This is a genomic window from Gilliamella sp. BG3, from assembly GCF_046635605.1.
Taxonomy (GTDB): domain Bacteria; phylum Pseudomonadota; class Gammaproteobacteria; order Enterobacterales; family Orbaceae; genus Gilliamella; species Gilliamella bombi.
In genome coordinates this window covers 23,777-43,483 of record NZ_JBIDFE010000014.1, presented here as the reverse complement: position 1 = coordinate 43,483, position 19,707 = coordinate 23,777, and the positions used below count along the sequence as shown (strand labels likewise).

Here is a 19,707-nt window from a genome sequence, read left to right as displayed (position 1 = left end):
AGAAGAAAAATTAATAAAAAAGGGATATTATTTGGCCTCTTTACAAATAGACAATCCTGCCGATGCTTGTGCAACAGGCATTATTTCAATTGAGTTAACATTAAAATGATTTGGTGTATTAATTAACCAAGAGACAGTATTGGCTATATCTTCAGGAGTAATAAATTCAACACCCTGATAAACCTGTGCGGCTTTCTGGTTATCGCCATGAAAGCGAACATTTGAAAACTCTGTACCACCACATAATCCCGGTTCGATATTAGTAACTCTAACCTTTTTCCCTAATAAATCGGTACGCAAATTAGCACTAAATTGTTTAACAAAAGCTTTAGATGCACCATAAACATTTCCGCCTTTATAAGCATAAGTACCAGCCACAGATCCAAGATTAATAATATAACCAAAATTGCGCTCAACCATTTCTGGTAATATTTGTCGAGTTAGATTTACTAGCCCAATAATATTAGTTTCAATCATTGTTTCCCAATCGTTATAATCTGCTTCATAAGCAGGTTCTAAACCTAATGCTAGACCTGCATTATTTATTAAAATATCTATGGGCTTAAATTCATTTGGTAATTGCAATAAAATAGTATTTACTGCATCTTTTTTAGTTATATCTAATGGTAATGAAAAGAAATTAGCACCTAATTCATCTGCAAGGTTTTGTAATTTATCTGCACGTCTAGCTAAGCCTACAACTTTATAACCATCTGCTATAAGTTTACGGCAAATAGCTTGCCCAAAACCAGAGGATGCACCACTAACCAAAGCTATATTCATATTAAATCCCCTTATAAACTAAGTTAAAATTGGAGTATATTTCGATAAACGACTATATGCATAAACAAAAAGTAGTACATAAAAATATACTGAAACACATAGTTACCTGAAAGTTTTTTACAAAAAACTATCTAATATCTATAAAAAACCCGCTAATTAAGCGGGTTGATATTTAATACTTCATTTAGCAGGTTCTTCTGCTGGTTCTTCATCTTTTAGCGGAACAATCAAGGTATCAATATGTGTATTATTGATAAGTTGACGAGCAGAAGACATCAACTTACTCCAAAAATCCTGATGATGACCACACACGACAAGGTCAGCGCCATATTCATGAATTGCTTCGATTAATACTTGGTCAAATTCACCATTCCCAGAAAGAGTATGAGCTATAGGATATCCCGCATCATTGGCTAGTTTATTTAATGCAATATGCGCATCTTCAGTAATTCGGTCTTTCATATCATTCATATTAATATCAACTAAACCAGTATAAAGATCCGAATAATTAATACCAACATGAATCAAAGATATTTGAGCATTATAAGGCCTAGCCATAGAAACTGCTTTTTCGACAAGAACTTCACTTTCAGGTGATAAATCTACTGCAACTAATATGTGTTTATAAGCCATGATACATTACTCCTTCCAATTTAACGGTCAGATAAAACTACAAAATTGATACTCTCTTTTTACTACTAAATCAATTTTTGAGCAAGCCAAAAAAGTGACCCAGATAACAAAATTGAAATTGGAAGTGTTAAAATCCAAGTTAATGCAATATTTTTAATGGTCTTACTTTGAACGCCACCACCATCAACAATCATTGTACCTGCCACAGATGAAGAAAGAACTTGAGTTGTTGAAACAGGCATACCAGTATAACTTGCAATCCCAATTGATAAAGCCGTAGTGATTTGTGCCGACACGCCCTGTGCGTAAGTCATCCCTTTTTTACCAATTTTTTCACCAATAGTAATAGCTACACGACGCCATCCTATCATTGTTCCAATTGCTAGTGCTGAAGCTACCGAAATAATGATCCAAATCGGCGCATATTCAACAGTTTTAAGTAAATCGTTATTCAAAGATTTCAGATATTGTTTTTCCTCTGCTGTTACATTAGCTTGTTTAGCAACATGCGAAACAGTATCCGATAAACATAATAATATGCGTCTAGCTTGTGAACGTTGTTCAACAGTGAGTGATTCATAATTATTCATTTTATTAAATAAATTATGAGCAATACCCAGTGTGATAAATGAATGTGAATAGTCACAATGATACTTATTCAAATCGCCTTCTGGAATACTTGTGTCTAATGCAGGTTGTTTACCTATTATCGTAGTTAGATCATCATTGTGAGTAACAAAGTACTCCTGAATATTATCAATAGCATTACGAGTGTTAGTAATATCATAGGTAGACGCATTCATATTAACAATAAAGCCAGCAGGAGCGATACCCATCAATACCAACATTAATAAACCAATACCTTTTTGTCCATCATTAGCACCATGAGAAAAACTCACACCTGCAGCAGAAATAATAAGCATTATTCGGATCCAAAAAGGTGGCTTTTTCTTACCATAAAGTTTTTCTCGCTGCTCTGGAGTCATAAAGATGCGTTCTCTTTTTTTACTACTCTTTTTACTTTGCCCTTTACGTGTCCAATACTTACGCAGACAAAAAATCATTAACCCAGCAATAACAAGACCAACTATTGGTGAAACAATCAAGGATAAAAAGATTTGAATCATCTTAGGAATATTAAGCGCATCAATAATTGATGTATCCATAACCAATGCATTTGCAAGTGCTACGCCAATAATAGAACCAATTAAAGTATGTGAACTTGATGCAGGAATACCAACAAACCAAGTACCTAAATTCCAAATGATTGCTGCAAATAAAATAGAAAATACCATAGCAAGCCCATGAGTAGAGCTTACATTAAGTAATAAATCAGTTGGTAACAAATGCACAATGGCATAAGCCACACTAAGCCCACCAAGTAGTACGCCAAAGAAATTAAATACTCCGGCCATAAAAACGGCAAGTTGTTCTTTCAATGCCCTTGTATAAATAACAGTGGCAACAGCATTAGCAGTATCATGAAATCCATTAATAGCCTCATAAAAGAGTACAAAAAGTAAAGCTAAGACTAATAATATAATGGTTGAAAATTCTAAATCAGCAAATAGATGAAACATAATATATCTTTCTGTTGTTAATTAGCGCCACTATTATCCTTGAGAATAAGCTAATGAGCAAAACAATTTTTTACATTTTTCGTTTAGCATAACGTGCAGCCAAAAAAGCACAAATCATTAATTGGATTTGATGAAAGATCATTAAAGGTAGGATCAAAATACCCATCATCGACATGGGGAAGATAACACTTGCCATTGGAATACCACTTGCTAGGCTCTTTTTTGAACCACAAAATACAATTGTGATTTCATCTTGTTTGCTAAAACCAAAAAATCTTGCACTATAAGTGGTAATAAATAAAACTATAACTAACAGAATAATTGAGAAAAATATAATATTTAACAAAGATAAAAAACCGACTTGCGACCATATACCATTAACAACTGCATCACTAAACGCGACATAAACCACTAATAAAATCGACAAACGATCTGTTTTAGAAATAATATTTTTATACTTATCTACCCATTGACCAATAAAACGTCTAGATAAATGCCCGACAACGAAAGGCAACATCAGTTTCAGCATAATAGAGGTAATGGCATCAATTATGTTCATTGATGCCGAGGTTTGAGTATGTATTAACAATCCAACTAAAAGCGGGGTAATAAACACCCCCAATAACGTTGATGCTGAGGCACTGCAAATAGCTGCTGCCACATTACCTTTAGCTATTGAAGTAAATGCTATTGCAGACTGCACTGTTGCTGGTAAAACACAAAGATAAACAAAACCTAAATAAATATCATGTGATAAAAAAGTGGGCACTAATAACTGCATCATCATGCCTAAAACTGGGAATATTACAAATGTAGTTGTAAATATTAACAAATGTAATCGCCAATTTTTTATACCAGAGACAATTGCTTGAAAAGAAAGTTTTGCGCCATGCATAAAAAATAGCAAGCCAATAGCAAAAGTTGTAAGGTATTCAAAAACCGTTTTAGCCTGTCCTTCACAAGGAAAAAAGCTAGCTGTAATCACAACACAAATTAGAATCAATAAGAATGAATCAATCTTAACACGTTGAAATATATTCATGATTTTTAATATCTTTGATTAACAAGAATAAAAAAATCGCCACAAAAGTGGCGATATACAAGAAAGATAAAATTTATTCTAAGAAACTACGAAGCACATCAGATCGACTTGGATGACGTAATTTTCTCAGCGCCTTAGCCTCAATTTGACGAATACGTTCACGAGTTACATCAAATTGCTTACCAACTTCTTCTAGCGTATGATCTGTATTCATATCAATACCAAATCGCATACGTAACACTTTCGCTTCTCTAGGCGTTAATCCTGATAAAATATCGCGAGTTGCGCTACGTAAACTCTCAGAAGTCGCCGCATCTAGCGGTTGCTCAAGAGCTGTATCTTCAATAAAATCACCTAAATGCGAATCTTCGTCATCACCAACTGGTGTTTCCATCGAAATTGGCTCTTTAGCAATTTTAAGCACTTTACGAATTTTATCTTCAGGCATTTGCATGCGTTCAGATAACTCTTCAGGTGTTGGTTCACGACCGATTTCCTGTAACATTTGACGAGAAATACGATTTAACTTATTAATTGTTTCAATCATATGTACCGGAATACGAATTGTCCTTGCTTGGTCAGCTATAGAACGAGTAATCGCTTGTCTTATCCACCAAGTTGCATAAGTTGAGAATTTATAACCACGACGATATTCAAATTTATCAACTGCTTTCATCAAGCCAATATTACCTTCTTGGATAAGATCTAAGAATTGTAATCCTCGGTTGGTGTATTTTTTCGCAATAGAAATAACTAGTCGTAAGTTAGCTTCTACCATTTCTTTCTTAGCTCGACGTGCTTTAGCTTCGCCAATAGACATACGTCGATTAATATCTTTGATTTGCTCAATAGAAAGACTTGTTTCAGTTTCAATTTGTTGTAACAAATCAACTTGCGCAGCAATTTGAGTTTCAAAATCTTTTAAATTAGCCGCAAACGCACCTTTCGATGTTAAAGCTTTCTTAAACCAATCCATGTTATTTTCGTTGCCGGTAAAATAAGTCATAAACAGTTTTTTCGGCATTTTGCATTTTTCAACACAAATCCTCATAATAACACGTTCATGAGTTCTAACACGCTCCATCATGCTTCTCATGTTATTAACAAGAATATCAAACTGCTTAGCAACTAAACGGAATTGTTTAAATATTTCTGATAGATTTTCAATCTCTTTTTGTGCTTTTTTATGAGCACGGCCATATTTTTTAATAGCGTCAGACGTTTTATCATGTTGCTCTTTTAATTCGGCAAATTTAGCTTTAGCAACTTCGGGATCGATAGAAACATCATCATCAGTTGATGCCTCGTTTTCATCATCCTCACTATCATCATCGCTATCATCGATTTCAATTTCGGTTTCACTAACGTCTAAATCTTCAGGTAACTCTTCAACAACTTCTTCAGCATTTGGATCAACAAAACCTGTAATTAAATCAGATAAACGAACTTGTCCACTTTCGATTAAATTATATTGCTCTAAAAGATAAGTTATAGCTTCTGGATATTCGGATACCGAAGTTTGAACTTGATTAATACCATCTTCAATACGCTTAGCAATATCGATTTCGCCTTCACGCGTTAACAGTTCAACCGCTCCCATTTCACGCATATACATACGAACAGGATCAGTTGTTCTACCAATTTCTGACTCAACATTAGATAATACTAATGCTGTTGCAGCTTCAACAGCTTCTTCATCAGGGACATTATCTGAAAGTAATAACTCATCAGAATCAGGGGCTTCTTCAAGAACTTGAATCCCCATATCATTAATCATTTGGATAATATCTTCAATCTGATCTGAATCAATAATCTCTTCAGGCAAGTGATCGTTGACATCAGCATAGGTCAGGTATCCTAGCTCCTTACCTCGAATGATTAGGAGTTTTAACTGTGATTGAGAATTTTGCTCCATAAAGGTATCCATTTTAGTTATTTGGTCATTTATATTATGCATGTAGAACAATATCTGGAATCTACACGTACTCTATATATTTAGTCTTTTTTTGATAAAACAAGTATTAAAGTCGCCAATTCTTTTTTCTCTGCGGTGCTTAAGCCGGAGACTCTCTCTTTTGCGATTAGTTCATCTTGCCTTTGGGCGAGTATATTATCATATAACTCTTTTAAAGTATGTGAAAAAATTGAGCCTATTTCGCCATCTTGATAATGACACTCCCAGGTGGATAAACGATTCAACTGCTTATAAAACGGTCTATCCATACACTCTATTAATATTTGTGCAGTAGTTATATTGGGATAACGTTGACATAGTTCAAGTAATTCAACAAAAATCTCGATCCCGGCCATTTTAACCTGGCGAATCACATTTATATCAGAAACTTGCTCAGCAAGATTAGGATATTGAAGTAATAAACCAATTAAAACTCGCATCGTTGTTAATTTCATTTGTGATGTAGGCGCTTTTTCATTTGCCTTTTCATCACGTTGGGAACGATTTTCTTGAATTAATTGTTCTAATTGAGATACATCAAGTAAACCTAAATAATTACCGAGCTTCTGCAGTAAATTTAATCTAAAGGCTTTTGCCTTAATTTGATCAAGTAGCGGTAAAGCTAGCGAACTCAATTTTGCTTTTCCTTCAGCCGTTTTTAAATCAACCTGTTTCAAAAGTTCATCAAATAAAAATTTCGACAAATTTGAAGATTCATTTAAATATTTTTCAAAATTATCCTTACCGACTTTACGCACAAAACTATCAGGATCTTCATCTTGAGGTAAAAAAGCAAAAGTTATTTTCTTACCATCGATTAAGCAAGGTAATAAAACATTAAGTGCCCGCCAAGCAGCGCTTCGTCCAGCATTATCGCCGTCATAACAAAATATTACCGAATCTGTTGCTCTAAATAATAATTTAATATGCTCCTCTGATGTAGCCGTACCTAAAGCAGCAACAGCATAATCAATGCCATATTGAGCAAGCGAAACCACATCCATATAGCCTTCAACCACCATCAGTTGCTGAGGATTACGATTGACTTCTAGCGTTTCATAAAGTCCGTAAAGTTGAAAGCCTTTATGAAAAATGGGGGTTTCTGGTGAATTAATATATTTTGCAGAATCATTAATGATAGTTCGTCCACCAAACGCGATAACATTGCCTTGTCTATCGCGAATAGGAAACATGATTCTTCCACGAAAACGGTCATATTGATTACCCCTATCGTGGCTGACTTGCATGCCGGCTTGTTCATAAAGTGCTTCTTCAGCTTTTGTTTTAACCACACTTTGTGAAGTTAAACGCCACTCATTAGGCGCAAAACCAATTCTATACCGTGCTATAATTTCTGCATTGAGTCCCCGTTGCCCAAGATATTTTTGAGCATCAGTAGATGTAGATAATGCTAATTGTTGCTGATAAAAATCAGTGATTTTGCCCATCAAAGTATATAGATCTCGACGTACATTTCTAGATTCAATGTGCTTTGATTGATCAATTTGATTTTTATCGTTATCAATATAAGGGACACGAATCCCTTGCAAGCTAGCTAACTCCTCAATAGCTTCAGGAAAAGATAACCGCTCATATTGCATTAGAAAATTAACAACAGATCCTGATGCGCCACATCCAAAACAATAAAAGATCTGTTTTTTTTCATTAAGAGAAAACGAAGCTGTTTTTTCATCATGAAAAGGGCAACAACCAAAATAATTATTCCCCTTTTTTTTCATTTTAACGCGTTTACCAATCACATCAAGAATGTTAGTTCGAGCAGTTAAATCCAAGATGAAATCGCGAGGAATAAGACCTTTCATGATAAAACTTTAACCAGTTATGGTGTTATAAAAAGACAACAAGCCGTATCAAAATACGGCTTGTTAGAATTCTTTATATCAAAAAGATAATAAATTGATTTTTAATATCAATTTTAGTTTTCAGTATAAATAATCTTAAAATATTAATATAAGCGAGTACGACGAGCGTTTTCTCTTTCTAATTTTTTAGCATGGCGTTTAACAGCTGCTGCTTTAGCTCGTTTACGAATAGTAGTTGGTTTTTCGTAAAATTCACGATTACGAACTTCAGCTAAAACTCCTGCTTTTTCACAAGAACGTTTGAAACGACGTAACGCTACATCGAAAGGTTCATTTTCACGTACTTTAATTACTGGCATGTGCCTCTCACCTCAAATTTGTTTAATATCACAAGGGATTAAAATTAGTGCGCAATTTTACCCTCAATCGATATATGTTGTAAAGTAAAAAATAGAATTATTACAAGATAACAAATTAATTTGCTAATCAGCATATAGAGTCAGATAATAAATCAAATCTAATTGAGAATAAACAGGAGTATTTCATGCCATCATTAATTACTGGTCAATATCCAAAGCGCCGCCTACGCCGTAATCGTGCCCATGACTTTAGTCGTCGTATGGTTGCAGAACATAGTTTGACGGCCAACGATCTAATTTATCCGGTTTTTATTGTTGAAGGAAATAATATTACTGAATCAATTACCTCGATGCCAAACGTTAATCGAATGAGTATTGACGTATTGTTAAAAGAAGCGGAACAAGTAGCTAAATTAGGAATTCCTGTTCTTTCACTATTTCCCGCTATTGAACCATCAAAAAAAACCTCATTAGCACAAGAAGCATATAACGAAAATGGGTTAGTACCAAAAGCTGTTCGAGCATTAAAAAAAGAAATTCCAGAGCTCGGTGTATTAACTGATGTCGCACTTGATCCATATACCACGCATGGACAAGATGGCATTATTGATGAACAAGGGTATGTACAAAATGATATCTCTGTTGAAACGCTTGTTAAACAAGCATTAATGCAAGCTCAAGCAGGTGTGGATATTATCGCACCAAGTGACATGATGGATGGACGCATTGGAGCAATACGTAACGAACTCGAAAAGCACGGTTTTTTTAACACACAAATTATGGCTTATTCCGCAAAGTACGCATCAAGTTTTTATGGACCTTTTCGTGATGCTGTCGGCTCTGCGAAAAATATTAAAGGTGGTAATAAAAAAACTTATCAACTCGATCCTGCTAATAGTAATGAAGCATTACAAGAAATCTATCAAGATTTAAGTGAAGGTGCAGATATGGTCATGGTTAAACCTGGTATGCCTTATCTTGATATCGTTCGAAGAGTTAAAGACACCTTTGCTGTCCCAACTTTTGCTTATCAAGTTTCTGGCGAATATGCTATGTTAACAGCGGCAATTCAAAATGGTTGGTTAGATGAAAAATCAGCAATTATGGAATCTTTACTTTGCTTTAAACGTGCTGGTGCCGATGGAATATTAACCTATTTTGCCAAACAAGTAGCCGAATGGTTGCATCAACAAAAATAATATTTTTTGAAATACTGCTCTTTTCAAATTGGAAGGAGCATTTAATTACCTATCTAGTATCTCATATTCATCAAATCACATTATTAATCATATTATTTAATAGCACTTTTACACTTCTTTTTAATTCACCAGTATAAGAAATTTATAGATAAACATTAATTATCATATTTATACTTGGACAATTATTTTACTTTACTAGAAAATGTAAAAAAGTTTCAGGAAAGCTATATGTTTATGTAAAAATCTGATAATATTTACGGGGATAAGTGATAAGGGAATAAAAAATGATTTATGAACTCGTACCAAACGAATTACATGATGAATTTAAAGCTTTTCATCATGACCTAGAAGAAATAACATCGCAACATGTGCAATCTTGTCCCTTCTGTAAAAAAACTGAATTCTATATAATTCGTTCAAAACCTAATAAAACATATCGTTGTAAAGACTGTCATAAATATTTTACCGTTTCAACCAATACTCCTTTCTATCGTTTAATGCCCTATAATTGGTTAGAGTTTATTTTTACCAACCGAATAAATAAAATGGGCTATAAAGAAATTGCGGACCGACTAGAAACATCGCTCGAAAAAGTTATACGACGAGATCGAGCTATTATTAACTATCTTCAAAGCTATTATCCATCATTACATAACTGGTATACACATCAAAAACAAACAAAACTAATGCCATCTTTAGTGGAACAATACAATACCATTAAAGATAAAGTAACTGCCTTATTGAATGAACAAAATCCAACTTGTAAACACTGCGGTTCTAACGAAACAACCAAAATTGGTTCTCGCACTTGCTATCGCTGCAAACGGTGTCGACATAGCTTTAGTCTTTTAAGCAACACTAGTTTAAACCGTATACCCAAACCTGAATTGTGGTTACAATTCATTGAGTTACTTGTTTCTGGGGCTAATAACTCACAAATAGGAAAAGCTTTAAATTTACACAATGATACAGTACGTAAATGGCGCTCTGCTTGGTACTATATGATGAAAGATTGGCAATGTGAAGCACTTGCAGTATGGTGCAAAAATAAATAAGAAAACAGGATAAAAGGAAAATAGAACTATGAGAAAAAATAATTTATTTTTATATACGTGCATAATTAGCAGTACAATACTAATTAACGGTTGCGATGATAAAAAAACATCTGACAAAAAATCCTTACCACAACTACCAACAGCAGTTATTAATAGCTACCTTTTCCATACTGAGCCAGAGCTCTTACCATTTAGTAAAATGATTAAACAACAGCATATTCAAGGCTCATCAACTAAGATAATTAACTACAATGACAAAGGCTTTGTAGCTAATTATGATTTAGAAGGGCTACATGGCGAAATTAACTACGACACAGCTAAATATAGCTACGGCATGGGCGATACCAGAAACGTTTACGATATTACTTTTGATTCTTCACAAAATATACTAGGTATGAAAAACAATGAAAATGATATCGTCGCAAGTTCAGAGTTCGATGAACAAGATCGTTTAGTTGAAACAACTCTATCGCATTTTGCAGAAAATAATATCATTTTTAACAGCAAAATTATTTATGACAACAATCGTGTAGAACTCGTGTTATATAATGCCTATATTCCTGTAGATGAAAAAACAAAATTCCCTGTGTTGGCTCAAGAAAAAGAATTTGTATATAACGCAAACAATCAATTAGAAAAAACTATTATCAAAACCTTTAAACTATCATCAAATGGAGACATCATCATTAATGATAAAAACGAACAAGAGGTAGAACTAATAGAAACTTGTACTTATTCAGATTATAATCCAAACAGTGATTGGACTAAAGCTGTGTGTATTACAACAGGTGACGAATCAAAAACAGTTAATCTAACAAGAACAATTCAATATAATTAGTCATTGCCATATTCATCATATTCGCGGCAAAGTATAATTGTATCCTCAATTAAGCGTCTAGCAATGGTGCCATACTCAGGAATTTTAGGTAACTCTGTATAATGGTACCAATTTGCTTCAATGAGTTCGTTTTTATCTACCACTATTTCACCGCTATCATAATCAGCTAAATAAGCCATCATTAATGAATTTGGAAATGGCCAAGGTTGCGAACCAACATAACGAATATTTTTAATTTTTATTTTTGATTCTTCAAATACTTCTCGTTCAACGGCTGTTTCCATTGTTTCACCGATTTCAGTAAAACCAGCTAAAACGGTATATAAGTTATCTTGATTATGCCTAACATGTTTTGCTAATAAAATTTTATTATTATGACGAATTGCCACAATAATAGATGGCGAAATTTGTGGATAATAACGCTCTTTACAGTGATCGCATAGACAACACCATTCTGTGCTACTAATATACATCTCATGCCCACAATATCCACAATATTTATGGGAACGATAAAATTCAGAAAGTTGCACAGCCCGACCAGCTAAATTAAATAATGATTGATCTGTTCTATCAAGTAATGAACGAACTGAACTCATCGCATTTTTCATTTCATCACAAATCAGCCAAGCTGTTTGCCCATTCCATTCACCTATTGGTTGAGCAAGTTTATTGGTAAAACCAAATTCATCAGCACACCCAACAGGAACTTCACCATTAGGCAGCCATAATCGTCCATTAGCACTTACAAACCAATAACCGTTTTCATTACCTATCAAATTAAATTGTTGCTGTATATTCATATTATTAACACCAAAGATAAAAACAAAAAAGGAGGATTACTCCTCCTTTTAATCAATACTATTTCTTTTTCTTCTCGTGAAGACCCTTTTTCTCAAGTTCCCAGTAAATAATTCGTTGCTGAGCAATTGTGAATAAGTTACTGACGATATAATATAAAACCAAGCCTGATGGGAACCATAAGAAGAACAACGTAAAAATTAATGGCATATAAGTCATTAATTTTTGTTGTAGTGGATCGGTAACAGGTGTTGGTGACATTTTCTGAATTAAAAACATACTGACACCCATTAATAAAGGCAAAATATAGTATGGATCTTGCGCTGATAAATCATAAATCCAAAGCGCAAATGGCGCATGTCGTAGTTCAACTGTACTACTTAACATATAGAACAATGATAAAAAAATCGGCATTTGGATAATTAATGGCAGACAACCACCTAATGGATTCACTTTTTCTTGCTTGTAAAGCGCCATTGTTTCTACACTAATTTTTTGCCTATTATCACCATAACGCTCTTTTAAAGCTTGTACGCGAGGCTGTAACAACTTCATTTTCGCCATTGAACGATACTGAGCACGAGTTAATGGGAATAAAATACCTCGAACAATAAATGTGATAACAATAATTGAGAAGCCCCAGTTACCAACAAAACTCTGAATAAACTTCAACAAATAAAACAACGGTTGTGATAAAAACCATAACCATCCATAGTCAACAACTAAATCAAGATGATTGGCTGTTTCTTTCAATTGGCTTTGAATTTCTGGTCCTAACCATAATTTTGCACCAATAATTTGTGAACTCCCCGCAGGAATAACTGCTGATTCACTTTTGAAACCAATTGTTGCTTGAGAATTATTAGTCGTTGCACGAGAATAAAATAGATTATTTTTATCCTGTGCGGGTACCCATGCGGAAGCAAAATAGTGTTGCAACATCGCAATCCAACCCGTTTGAGTCTCAACCGATAAAGCTTTATCTTTGATATCATCAAAACTGTATTTACTATAATTAGAACTAGAACTAGAGTAAGCTGTACCACGGAATGCGCTTTGTCCTAATCCACTACCACCTTCGGTTGGAATATCATCAGGTAATTTAATTGTTTGTTTTAATTGACCATACATGGCAACATCAACAGGTGCACTGCTTTGGTTATTAATATCATACTGAACATCAATAGAATAACTACCACGGTGTAATATATAGTATTTAGTATAACTTACACCATTAACTTGATAAGTAAGAGGAACACGCAATTCATCTTGCCCATCAGCTAAAACATATTCTGACTTTTCAGTTTGATAGACTGGACGTTTTGATCCTTGATTTGCATTATCAGGACCATCCTTACCTGTTAATCCGCTTTCAGCAACATAAACAAAATCTGGACGAGATGTTAATAATTGGAAAGGCGTACCAGAATGAAGCGTTTGCTCATATTTCAATAATTGTGCAGCCTGAACATCCCCACCATAAGTATTAATAGTGAGTGACAGCACATCTGATTTTACAGTAATTGTTTTACCTACTGCGCCAGCTATTGAGCCATCATCACTTTGTTGTGTTAATTGGTTTTCGATCGGGGGTTTAGGTGTGTGATCTTCTTCCCACGCTTTCCAAATAAAAAAAGATACAAAAAGTAAAGCAATGACTAAAATATTACGTTGAGATCCCATTAGTGTTTTTCTCTATTGGTTTTAATTTTTGGAGGAACAAAATCTTCTCCTCCTTCATGTAAAGGATGACATTTTAATACACGTTTAACGGTTAGCCAACCACCTTTTATTAATCCAAAGCGTCTCAGTGCAATTATTGCATACTGTGAACATGTCGGTGTAAAGCGACATTTAGGACCTAATAAAGGACTAATAAAACGTTGATAAACACGAACAAAAAACACAAAAACATTAACTATCATATAGTTAAATGCATAAATATGCTGTTTAATAATCAATTTAAATTTATTCAAGCCTCGTATTTGGCTATGATTCGTTGGCATAATTTATTCAGTGTTTCAACGAGTTGCTGATTATCTAAGTCGATAACTGGCTGTTTGGCCATCACAATAAAATCAATATTAGGAAATTGATGTTGATGAAGCCGAAAATACTCTTTAGCCAGTCGCCTTATACGATTACGCTCATGAGCTCGTTTCACTTGTTTTTTAGCTATAGCAAACCCTAACCGCATATGATTGTAGTTATTTTTTCGTGCAACTAAAGTTAAAAACGGAGAACCAGCCCGAATGGACTCTTGGAAGACATGATTGAAATCAAAGGGAGTTAACAACCGCAACTCCCGAGGAAAAGTGAACTTAATCACCCAACTTTAAATCAGCTAGCAACAGTTAAACGAACACGGCCTTTAGCACGACGGCGAGCAAGAACTTGACGACCGTTTTTAGTTGCCATACGAGCACGGAAACCGTGAGTTCTATTGCGTTTTAATACTGATGGTTGAAATGTGCGTTTCATGACGATTTATATCCAAATCTAATTATCAACAGGTTGCAGAGTAAAAACTCCACAGCATTAATTAAAGAGGTCGGAATTATAGTGCCTATTTTATTTTTCGTCAATGAGATTTTTACAGATAAATCCCATTAACCCTTAATTACCATACGATAAAATAAAATAGAATAAATAGATTATAAAATAATAAGTTATAACTAAAAAAACAATTAACTAATTCCAAAAAGTAAGTACTTGTTTACTTTTCTCACCACCGATTTCGCGCGCTAATTTAGGCACTAAATAACCAGATACTTGCTCGGCAAGCTGTTTCATTATTAATTTAGCTGAGTTATCATCAACTAGAAAATGAGCAGCTCCTTGTACTTTATCTAATAAATGAATGTAATAAGGCAAAATGCCAATATCAAAAAGTTTATTACTTAACTGAGCCAAAACATTGGCATTATCATTAATATTTTTCAGTAATACACTTTGATTTAGCACAATCACGTCACTCTTTTTTAAAAGCCCAACTGCGTCAGCAACTGCATTATCAATTTCATTTGAATGATTAATGTGAGTAATTACTACAATTTGCAACCTACTTTCAACAAATAACCGACAAAGTTCAGCCGTTACTCGTGAAGGAATAACAACAGCCAAACGCGTATGAATCCGTAAACGCTTAACATGAGGGATTTTTTCAAGTGCATTAATCAAAAAAGCCATTTCATGATCTTTTGCCATTAACGGATCACCTCCTGATAAAATAATTTCATCAAGTTCAGGATGATTTGCAATATATTCAAGCGCAATGGCAAGATTCTTCTTAGATCCTTGATTATCATGATAAGGGAAATGCCGTCTAAAACAGTAACGGCAGTTAATTGCACAAGCGGTCTTAGTGATCAATAATGCCCGATTGTGATACTTATGCAATAATCCAGGAATGGCATTATCTTGCTCTTGTAATGGGTCATGACTATACCCTTCAACTTTTAATAACTCCCTATCATCACAAAGCACCTGTAACAAAAGTGGGTCATTACTATTACCCTTTTCCATTCGATTAATAAAAGCCCTAGGAACTCGAAGCGGAAACGCCTTTTTTGCTTGTTGCATGCGGATTGAAATGGTATTGGGATCTAGTCCTAAATAGGAGTATAAAACGTTGATATCTGTCACAACATTGGCCAGATCAAAAATCCACTCATCTTTATTATTTGGTAGTTCAACTTTTTGCTGTATAATACGACTCATTTTTTGTAATTCAGAATTTTAGTTGGAGCTTTTATGGCATCTTATAGTACTAATGAGTTTAAAGCTGGTCTTAAAATAATGCAAGACGGCGAACCGTGTGTCATTGTTGAAAATGAGTTTTATAAACCAGGTAAAGGTCAATCTATTAATCGTGTAAAAATTAAAAAATTACTTTCAGGCAAAACTGTCGACAAAACATTCAAATCAGGCGAATCAGTTGAAGCCGCTGACGTTGTTGATATGAATTTAACTTATCTTTATACCGATGGTGAATTTTGGCATTTTATGAATAACGATACATTTGAGCAACTTTCGGCTGACGCCAAAGCGGTTGGCGACAATGCAAAATGGTTAGTTGATCAAGCGGAATGTATTTTAACTTTATGGAACGGCCAACCGATTGCAGTAACACCACCAAATTTTGTTGAACTTGAAGTAATCGAAACTGATCCAGGTTTAAAAGGCGACACAGCAGGAACAGGTGGTAAACCAGCAACATTATCAACAGGTGCAGTTGTTCGCGTGCCTTTATTTGTACAAATTGGCGAGATCCTTAAAGTAGATACCCGTTCAGGTGAATACGTATCACGCGTAAAATAAATTAACATTTATCGCAGAACAAGAGAGGTTGCACTAACCTCTCTTGCTCATCTAAGCAGCATAAATTTAATCTTACTGTTTTACGCCAATCCAATGATTAAAACCTTTTAAAATCTATCCAAATTTAATTATCAACACAATTTTTACATACCCAATAAAAAGTATAGTTTTAAGACAGCAACTAAATAAAATATCATTACTTTTCAAATATGTTAAAATTCAAATAAAATAAGATAAGGAAATAGAATGATAACAATTAATATGTTAACTCAGAATAAAAAGCTATCTGATTTTGAGGATGTAATAGAAATCTTTGATAAAATTTATGAATATATACCTTGCGAATCTGATCTAAGCACAAAGCTGGATCGCGATGCCTTTTATGCTTTTGTTGTCATTCATACCATCAGCCACTGGCAAAGTGATGGTTGGTGTAATCTTTTATGGAATTATGCTACAGCAAAATATATCGTACCCGCAATGAAAGCGGTAAATTTACCACAAATTGCAGATGCTTTTGAACAAGTAGAACAAACTTATCCCTTTTCCTATTCAGAATGTGAAAATGAAAAAGAATTATGTAGTTTAGCCAATTTTATTGAAAACCCACGGCAAAAGCGCAAATATATTTCTTCAGAAAGATTATTAGCCATTTCGGAAGAACAACGTCAAACCTACTCAAAAAATTTTATCACTAAATTAAAAATATTAGATGATCTGGTTACACCTTTATGGGATTATCAAGCACCAGAACAGGAAGTCTGGCGACCTGTCATTCATTTTATAAATCAACATATACAAAAGTAATCTATAACGATCTAATCCCAAAAAAGTAAGGGGGGGCACAACCGACCATCTTAATTAATCTTTAATGGACAATATTTTGTGGTAAATTTGAACACATTCCCGAATATCCAAACTAAAATTATTTTACCTTTTCAGCGCTACACACTAATTTAGCAAGTGTTCCTTGTTGCTGATCTTGGGTATAAATTGCCCAACAAGTTTTCAGCGAGGCATCAATAGGCTTTATCAGTTGTACTTTGTTATTATAGCTATAATTGCAGCTAGCCCAAAAGCTCAATTTATTGGTATCATTACTACCATCTAACAACCAAACTGCCTTATATTTTTTCCCATTTATTGTCGCTGGCTTAGGTTTTATTTGTTTTGCGGAATCGGCTGATTTTCCTGAATATACTTCTACTTGATTTAGTCGACGTAAAGAAGTACTGTGAGCAATATCTTCTGGCAAAATTAAACTATCAATTTTTTTCATATCATAGCCTTCTTCAGACACTTCCCAACCATCAGGTACAACTTCTAAATCAGGTTTAGAATATTTTATTGTTACCGATTCGGGACAAATTATCTCTTCATTTGCGTTAACTGAATCACAAAAACTTGCCCCTATTATGGCTATTGTTGCTAAATTTAAAATTTTATTTTTCACGTTTTCTATTCCTAATTAATCGTATAAAAATAAGATGATTTTGACTAATTAACATCATCTTATTAAAAAAAATGCATTGACTATTAGCTATCCAAGCCAAGGTTATTTTTACTGTCTAATTTACTCACTGTGAAAACTTAAACTAACTTTATCATCACGTTTAATAAAAAGATTGTGGACCTTCATGTATTTTTTTATCGCAATTTAGTTTTACTTTCATTTTACCTTTTGCATCTTTTGAAGTTATTACCCAACAAGTTTTCATGGTCGAATCGATACGTTTTATCAGGCGAACTCGATTAAATGAATAAGAACAATTAAACCAGTAGCCAGTATCATTGGATGTATTATAACTAGTATCAACATGCCATGAATGTTTATATTTTTTACCGTTAATAGTAATTGTAAAAGGTATCATCTGTCCTAAATTCACTGGTTTACCAGAATATACTTCACCATCATCAACCTGCAAAAACTGATTTTTTTGTTCGAATATTTGCCACCATTCAGGCAATATTTCTAGTTCCGTCGGAATGGATTTTACTTGAACTGAATCGGGGCAAGTTATCTCATAAATTGCGTTAACCGAAAAGGACATGCCAAACCCAGCTAATAATATTACTGTAATAGTAAAAATTTTATCTTTCATGTTAACTATTCCTTTTTAATCATAAAACATAATTTTTATTGGAAGATAATATAACTTTTTTAATAAGTTAATTCATTAATTAACTACATTATCTAATCGATTATTGATTAAGTATTATTACAAACCTAAGTTGTATTTTTAGTTTATTCTAGGGATTTTTAGTATTGTTATATTAGCAAACAAGATAATATCCTATCGTTAGAAAACTTTTCTTTGCTAGCTTAATTTAAATATAATCGCCTTCATCAATTAAGAAAGACAACGATAGTTAAGTGAACTAATTTAAGCTAACTAATAGTATTTATAGAATATGAGTTGTGACTATCAAGGCAGAAAATTACTTAAAAAATAAGCGATATATCTTACTTGTTGATAGATAATAAATGCACAAATTCAAGGCTCTATTCACACTAAACAGAGCCTAGAGACACTAATCAACAATCACTCGCCCATTCAAAGGTTGCGTTGGACGATTATTGTTGTGATGCATGATTGAGTGGAATTTTTCGATTTGTTCAGCAGATGCACTGCTTTCTTGTTCTAACACAATCCATCGAACGCCTTCAGTACAAGGTGGAGTTGTTAGTGAACCGCTAAAGCGGTAAAAATCCAATCTATTTGGCAATAAAGCCTTAATATCGACTGATTGAGATAATGTGGCGGTACTGCCTTCGTCTTCTGGCATTTGTTGCCAAGCTTTCGCTAATTCAGGATTAGGTTTTCCTTTATTAAACATCAAGGCAACAACCGTTAAGTCGCCATTTTTGTTTTTATAAACAAAATGAGCTTCCATCGGGAAGTATTTGCCTTTAATTTTATTTTCGCTTGGCGTATGAAAATGGAATTGTTGTAACGTAAACAGCTCGTTGTCAATTTCAAGCGTATTGCCATCATTAACATTAACTTGAATTGTATGACCGTTATTAATGATTTCCTGCTTGCTTAGTTTAAACGTCAGTTTAAGTTTATCGTGGTGCGTTTTAAAAACATGTTCAATGTTAATTGGTGATTGATTTTTTCCTGTTTCGCAGGTTGAAAACTCTGGCGAAAGGTGTCCCCAATTTTCTGGATTATTTTCGCCTTCATAACCCCAATGAAGGGCAGGTTCTGTTGCAGCACAAGATAGACTGGTAACCATTAAAGCCACAATTATTGCATTAAATTTCATCTTGGTTTTACAGCTAGAAAGTGATTAATGGAACCAAATTATACGCCACAAAA

Annotated in this window: 21 protein-coding genes; 5 read left to right on the top strand and 16 right to left on the bottom strand. The window is 33.9% G+C overall.

What is annotated here, in order from left to right:
• Positions 1-27 precede the first annotated feature (27 nt).
• The 7 genes from ACGH6S_RS07895 to rpsU all read right to left on the bottom strand — a co-directional run bounded on the left by ACGH6S_RS07895 (position 28) and on the right by rpsU (position 8,174).
• Positions 28-783 carry an SDR family NAD(P)-dependent oxidoreductase gene (locus ACGH6S_RS07895; protein ID WP_174798911.1) on the bottom strand — a complete coding sequence of 252 codons (756 nt, stop codon included), beginning with the start codon at positions 781-783 and terminating at the stop codon, positions 28-30.
• A 180-nt stretch (positions 784-963) separates the two neighbouring features.
• Positions 964-1,416: a universal stress protein UspA gene (uspA, locus tag ACGH6S_RS07890; protein WP_065589863.1), complete on the bottom strand. Its 453-nt coding sequence runs from the start codon at positions 1,414-1,416 to the stop codon at positions 964-966.
• A 65-nt stretch (positions 1,417-1,481) separates the two neighbouring features.
• Positions 1,482-2,996, bottom strand: coding sequence for an inorganic phosphate transporter PitA (gene pitA / locus ACGH6S_RS07885; RefSeq protein ID WP_065589862.1), 1,515 nt, complete (start codon positions 2,994-2,996; stop codon positions 1,482-1,484).
• Positions 2,997-3,066: 70 nt separating this feature from the next.
• The gene (locus ACGH6S_RS07880) at positions 3,067-4,038 is read right to left on the bottom strand and encodes a bile acid:sodium symporter family protein (RefSeq protein ID WP_034914119.1); all 972 of its coding nucleotides are present in this window, start codon (positions 4,036-4,038) and stop codon (positions 3,067-3,069) included.
• Between the two features lie 73 nt (positions 4,039-4,111).
• Positions 4,112-5,953, bottom strand: a complete 1,842-nt coding sequence (rpoD, locus tag ACGH6S_RS07875) for an RNA polymerase sigma factor RpoD (RefSeq protein ID WP_238786435.1) — start codon at positions 5,951-5,953, stop codon at positions 4,112-4,114.
• Between the two features lie 80 nt (positions 5,954-6,033).
• A complete protein-coding gene (gene dnaG / locus ACGH6S_RS07870; protein WP_174798910.1) occupies positions 6,034-7,815 on the bottom strand; it encodes a DNA primase in 1,782 nt (593 codons plus the stop codon).
• A 143-nt stretch (positions 7,816-7,958) separates the two neighbouring features.
• A complete protein-coding gene (gene rpsU / locus ACGH6S_RS07865; protein ID WP_034882800.1) occupies positions 7,959-8,174 on the bottom strand; it encodes a 30S ribosomal protein S21 in 216 nt (71 codons plus the stop codon).
• 185 nt (positions 8,175-8,359) lie between these two features.
• Between rpsU and hemB the strand changes: the two genes are divergently transcribed.
• The 3 genes from hemB (at position 8,360) to ACGH6S_RS07850 (ending at position 11,266) form a co-directional block, all read left to right on the top strand.
• Positions 8,360-9,373: a porphobilinogen synthase gene (hemB, locus tag ACGH6S_RS07860; protein ID WP_085163724.1), complete on the top strand. Its 1,014-nt coding sequence runs from the start codon at positions 8,360-8,362 to the stop codon at positions 9,371-9,373.
• A 284-nt stretch (positions 9,374-9,657) separates the two neighbouring features.
• A complete protein-coding gene (locus tag ACGH6S_RS07855) occupies positions 9,658-10,428 on the top strand; it encodes an IS1 family transposase (RefSeq protein ID WP_174798909.1) in 771 nt (256 codons plus the stop codon).
• 28 nt (positions 10,429-10,456) lie between these two features.
• On the top strand, positions 10,457-11,266 hold the full coding sequence (locus tag ACGH6S_RS07850) for a hypothetical protein (protein WP_174798908.1): 810 nt from the start codon (positions 10,457-10,459) through the stop codon (positions 11,264-11,266).
• Here ACGH6S_RS07850 and nudC read toward each other — a convergent pair.
• The 6 genes from nudC to epmB all read right to left on the bottom strand — a co-directional run bounded on the left by nudC (position 11,263) and on the right by epmB (position 15,784).
• Positions 11,263-12,066 (bottom strand): NAD(+) diphosphatase, encoded by an 804-nt coding sequence (nudC, locus tag ACGH6S_RS07845; protein ID WP_065589856.1) that lies wholly within the window; start codon positions 12,064-12,066, stop codon positions 11,263-11,265. The two genes, ACGH6S_RS07850 and nudC, sit on opposite strands and share 4 nt — an antisense overlap.
• Before the next feature lie 58 nt (positions 12,067-12,124).
• Entirely contained in the window at positions 12,125-13,747 is a 1,623-nt protein-coding gene (yidC, locus tag ACGH6S_RS07840) for a membrane protein insertase YidC (RefSeq protein WP_296302164.1), read from the bottom strand.
• The gene (yidD, locus tag ACGH6S_RS07835; protein ID WP_034914994.1) at positions 13,747-13,989 is read right to left on the bottom strand and encodes a membrane protein insertion efficiency factor YidD; all 243 of its coding nucleotides are present in this window, start codon (positions 13,987-13,989) and stop codon (positions 13,747-13,749) included. The genes yidC and yidD overlap by 1 nt, the downstream gene beginning before the upstream one ends.
• Positions 13,990-14,036: 47 nt before the next feature.
• Positions 14,037-14,393: a ribonuclease P protein component gene (rnpA, locus tag ACGH6S_RS07830; RefSeq protein ID WP_080702383.1), complete on the bottom strand. Its 357-nt coding sequence runs from the start codon at positions 14,391-14,393 to the stop codon at positions 14,037-14,039.
• A gap of 11 nt (positions 14,394-14,404) precedes the next feature.
• The gene (gene rpmH, locus ACGH6S_RS07825) at positions 14,405-14,545 is read right to left on the bottom strand and encodes a 50S ribosomal protein L34 (protein WP_025314679.1); all 141 of its coding nucleotides are present in this window, start codon (positions 14,543-14,545) and stop codon (positions 14,405-14,407) included.
• A gap of 210 nt (positions 14,546-14,755) precedes the next feature.
• Positions 14,756-15,784 carry an EF-P beta-lysylation protein EpmB gene (gene epmB / locus ACGH6S_RS07820; RefSeq protein WP_085163729.1) on the bottom strand — a complete coding sequence of 343 codons (1,029 nt, stop codon included), beginning with the start codon at positions 15,782-15,784 and terminating at the stop codon, positions 14,756-14,758.
• A 33-nt stretch (positions 15,785-15,817) separates the two neighbouring features.
• Between epmB and efp the strand changes: the two genes are divergently transcribed.
• Positions 15,818-16,384 (top strand): elongation factor P, encoded by a 567-nt coding sequence (efp, locus tag ACGH6S_RS07815; RefSeq protein WP_034914965.1) that lies wholly within the window; start codon positions 15,818-15,820, stop codon positions 16,382-16,384.
• Between the two features lie 246 nt (positions 16,385-16,630).
• Positions 16,631-17,191, top strand: a complete 561-nt coding sequence (locus ACGH6S_RS07810; RefSeq protein ID WP_065589853.1) for a hypothetical protein — start codon at positions 16,631-16,633, stop codon at positions 17,189-17,191.
• A gap of 118 nt (positions 17,192-17,309) precedes the next feature.
• Here ACGH6S_RS07810 and ACGH6S_RS07805 read toward each other — a convergent pair whose 3' ends face one another.
• From ACGH6S_RS07805 to ACGH6S_RS07795, 3 genes are all read right to left on the bottom strand, one after another.
• Positions 17,310-17,837 carry an STY0301 family protein gene (locus ACGH6S_RS07805; protein WP_065589852.1) on the bottom strand — a complete coding sequence of 176 codons (528 nt, stop codon included), beginning with the start codon at positions 17,835-17,837 and terminating at the stop codon, positions 17,310-17,312.
• Between the two features lie 160 nt (positions 17,838-17,997).
• The gene (locus ACGH6S_RS07800; RefSeq protein ID WP_411578599.1) at positions 17,998-18,486 is read right to left on the bottom strand and encodes an STY0301 family protein; all 489 of its coding nucleotides are present in this window, start codon (positions 18,484-18,486) and stop codon (positions 17,998-18,000) included.
• Positions 18,487-18,916: 430 nt separating this feature from the next.
• Entirely contained in the window at positions 18,917-19,654 is a 738-nt protein-coding gene (locus ACGH6S_RS07795; RefSeq protein ID WP_034914950.1) for a carbonic anhydrase, read from the bottom strand.
• Between the last annotated feature and the right edge of the window lie 53 nt (positions 19,655-19,707).

Excerpts from the sequence above, each read along its gene's own strand:
- ACGH6S_RS07895 (WP_174798911.1), bottom strand. The coding sequence starts at position 783 with ATGAATATAGCTTTGGTTAGTGGTGCATCCTCTGGTTTTGGGCAAGCT.
- uspA (WP_065589863.1), bottom strand. The coding sequence starts at position 1,416 with ATGGCTTATAAACACATATTAGTTGCAGTAGATTTATCACCTGAAAGT.
- pitA (WP_065589862.1), bottom strand. The coding sequence starts at position 2,996 with ATGTTTCATCTATTTGCTGATTTAGAATTTTCAACCATTATATTATTA.
- ACGH6S_RS07880 (WP_034914119.1), bottom strand. The coding sequence starts at position 4,038 with ATGAATATATTTCAACGTGTTAAGATTGATTCATTCTTATTGATTCTA.
- rpoD (WP_238786435.1), bottom strand. The coding sequence starts at position 5,953 with ATGGAGCAAAATTCTCAATCACAGTTAAAACTCCTAATCATTCGAGGT.
- dnaG (WP_174798910.1), bottom strand. The coding sequence starts at position 7,815 with ATGAAAGGTCTTATTCCTCGCGATTTCATCTTGGATTTAACTGCTCGA.
- rpsU (WP_034882800.1), bottom strand. The coding sequence starts at position 8,174 with ATGCCAGTAATTAAAGTACGTGAAAATGAACCTTTCGATGTAGCGTTA.
- hemB (WP_085163724.1), top strand. The coding sequence starts at position 8,360 with ATGCCATCATTAATTACTGGTCAATATCCAAAGCGCCGCCTACGCCGT.
- ACGH6S_RS07855 (WP_174798909.1), top strand. The coding sequence starts at position 9,658 with ATGATTTATGAACTCGTACCAAACGAATTACATGATGAATTTAAAGCT.
- ACGH6S_RS07850 (WP_174798908.1), top strand. The coding sequence starts at position 10,457 with ATGAGAAAAAATAATTTATTTTTATATACGTGCATAATTAGCAGTACA.
- nudC (WP_065589856.1), bottom strand. The coding sequence starts at position 12,066 with ATGAATATACAGCAACAATTTAATTTGATAGGTAATGAAAACGGTTAT.
- yidC (WP_296302164.1), bottom strand. The coding sequence starts at position 13,747 with ATGGGATCTCAACGTAATATTTTAGTCATTGCTTTACTTTTTGTATCT.
- yidD (WP_034914994.1), bottom strand. The coding sequence starts at position 13,989 with ATGATAGTTAATGTTTTTGTGTTTTTTGTTCGTGTTTATCAACGTTTT.
- rpmH (WP_025314679.1), bottom strand. The coding sequence starts at position 14,545 with ATGAAACGCACATTTCAACCATCAGTATTAAAACGCAATAGAACTCAC.
- epmB (WP_085163729.1), bottom strand. The coding sequence starts at position 15,784 with ATGAGTCGTATTATACAGCAAAAAGTTGAACTACCAAATAATAAAGAT.
- efp (WP_034914965.1), top strand. The coding sequence starts at position 15,818 with ATGGCATCTTATAGTACTAATGAGTTTAAAGCTGGTCTTAAAATAATG.
- ACGH6S_RS07810 (WP_065589853.1), top strand. The coding sequence starts at position 16,631 with ATGATAACAATTAATATGTTAACTCAGAATAAAAAGCTATCTGATTTT.
- ACGH6S_RS07800 (WP_411578599.1), bottom strand. The coding sequence starts at position 18,486 with ATGAAAGATAAAATTTTTACTATTACAGTAATATTATTAGCTGGGTTT.
- ACGH6S_RS07795 (WP_034914950.1), bottom strand. The coding sequence starts at position 19,654 with ATGAAATTTAATGCAATAATTGTGGCTTTAATGGTTACCAGTCTATCT.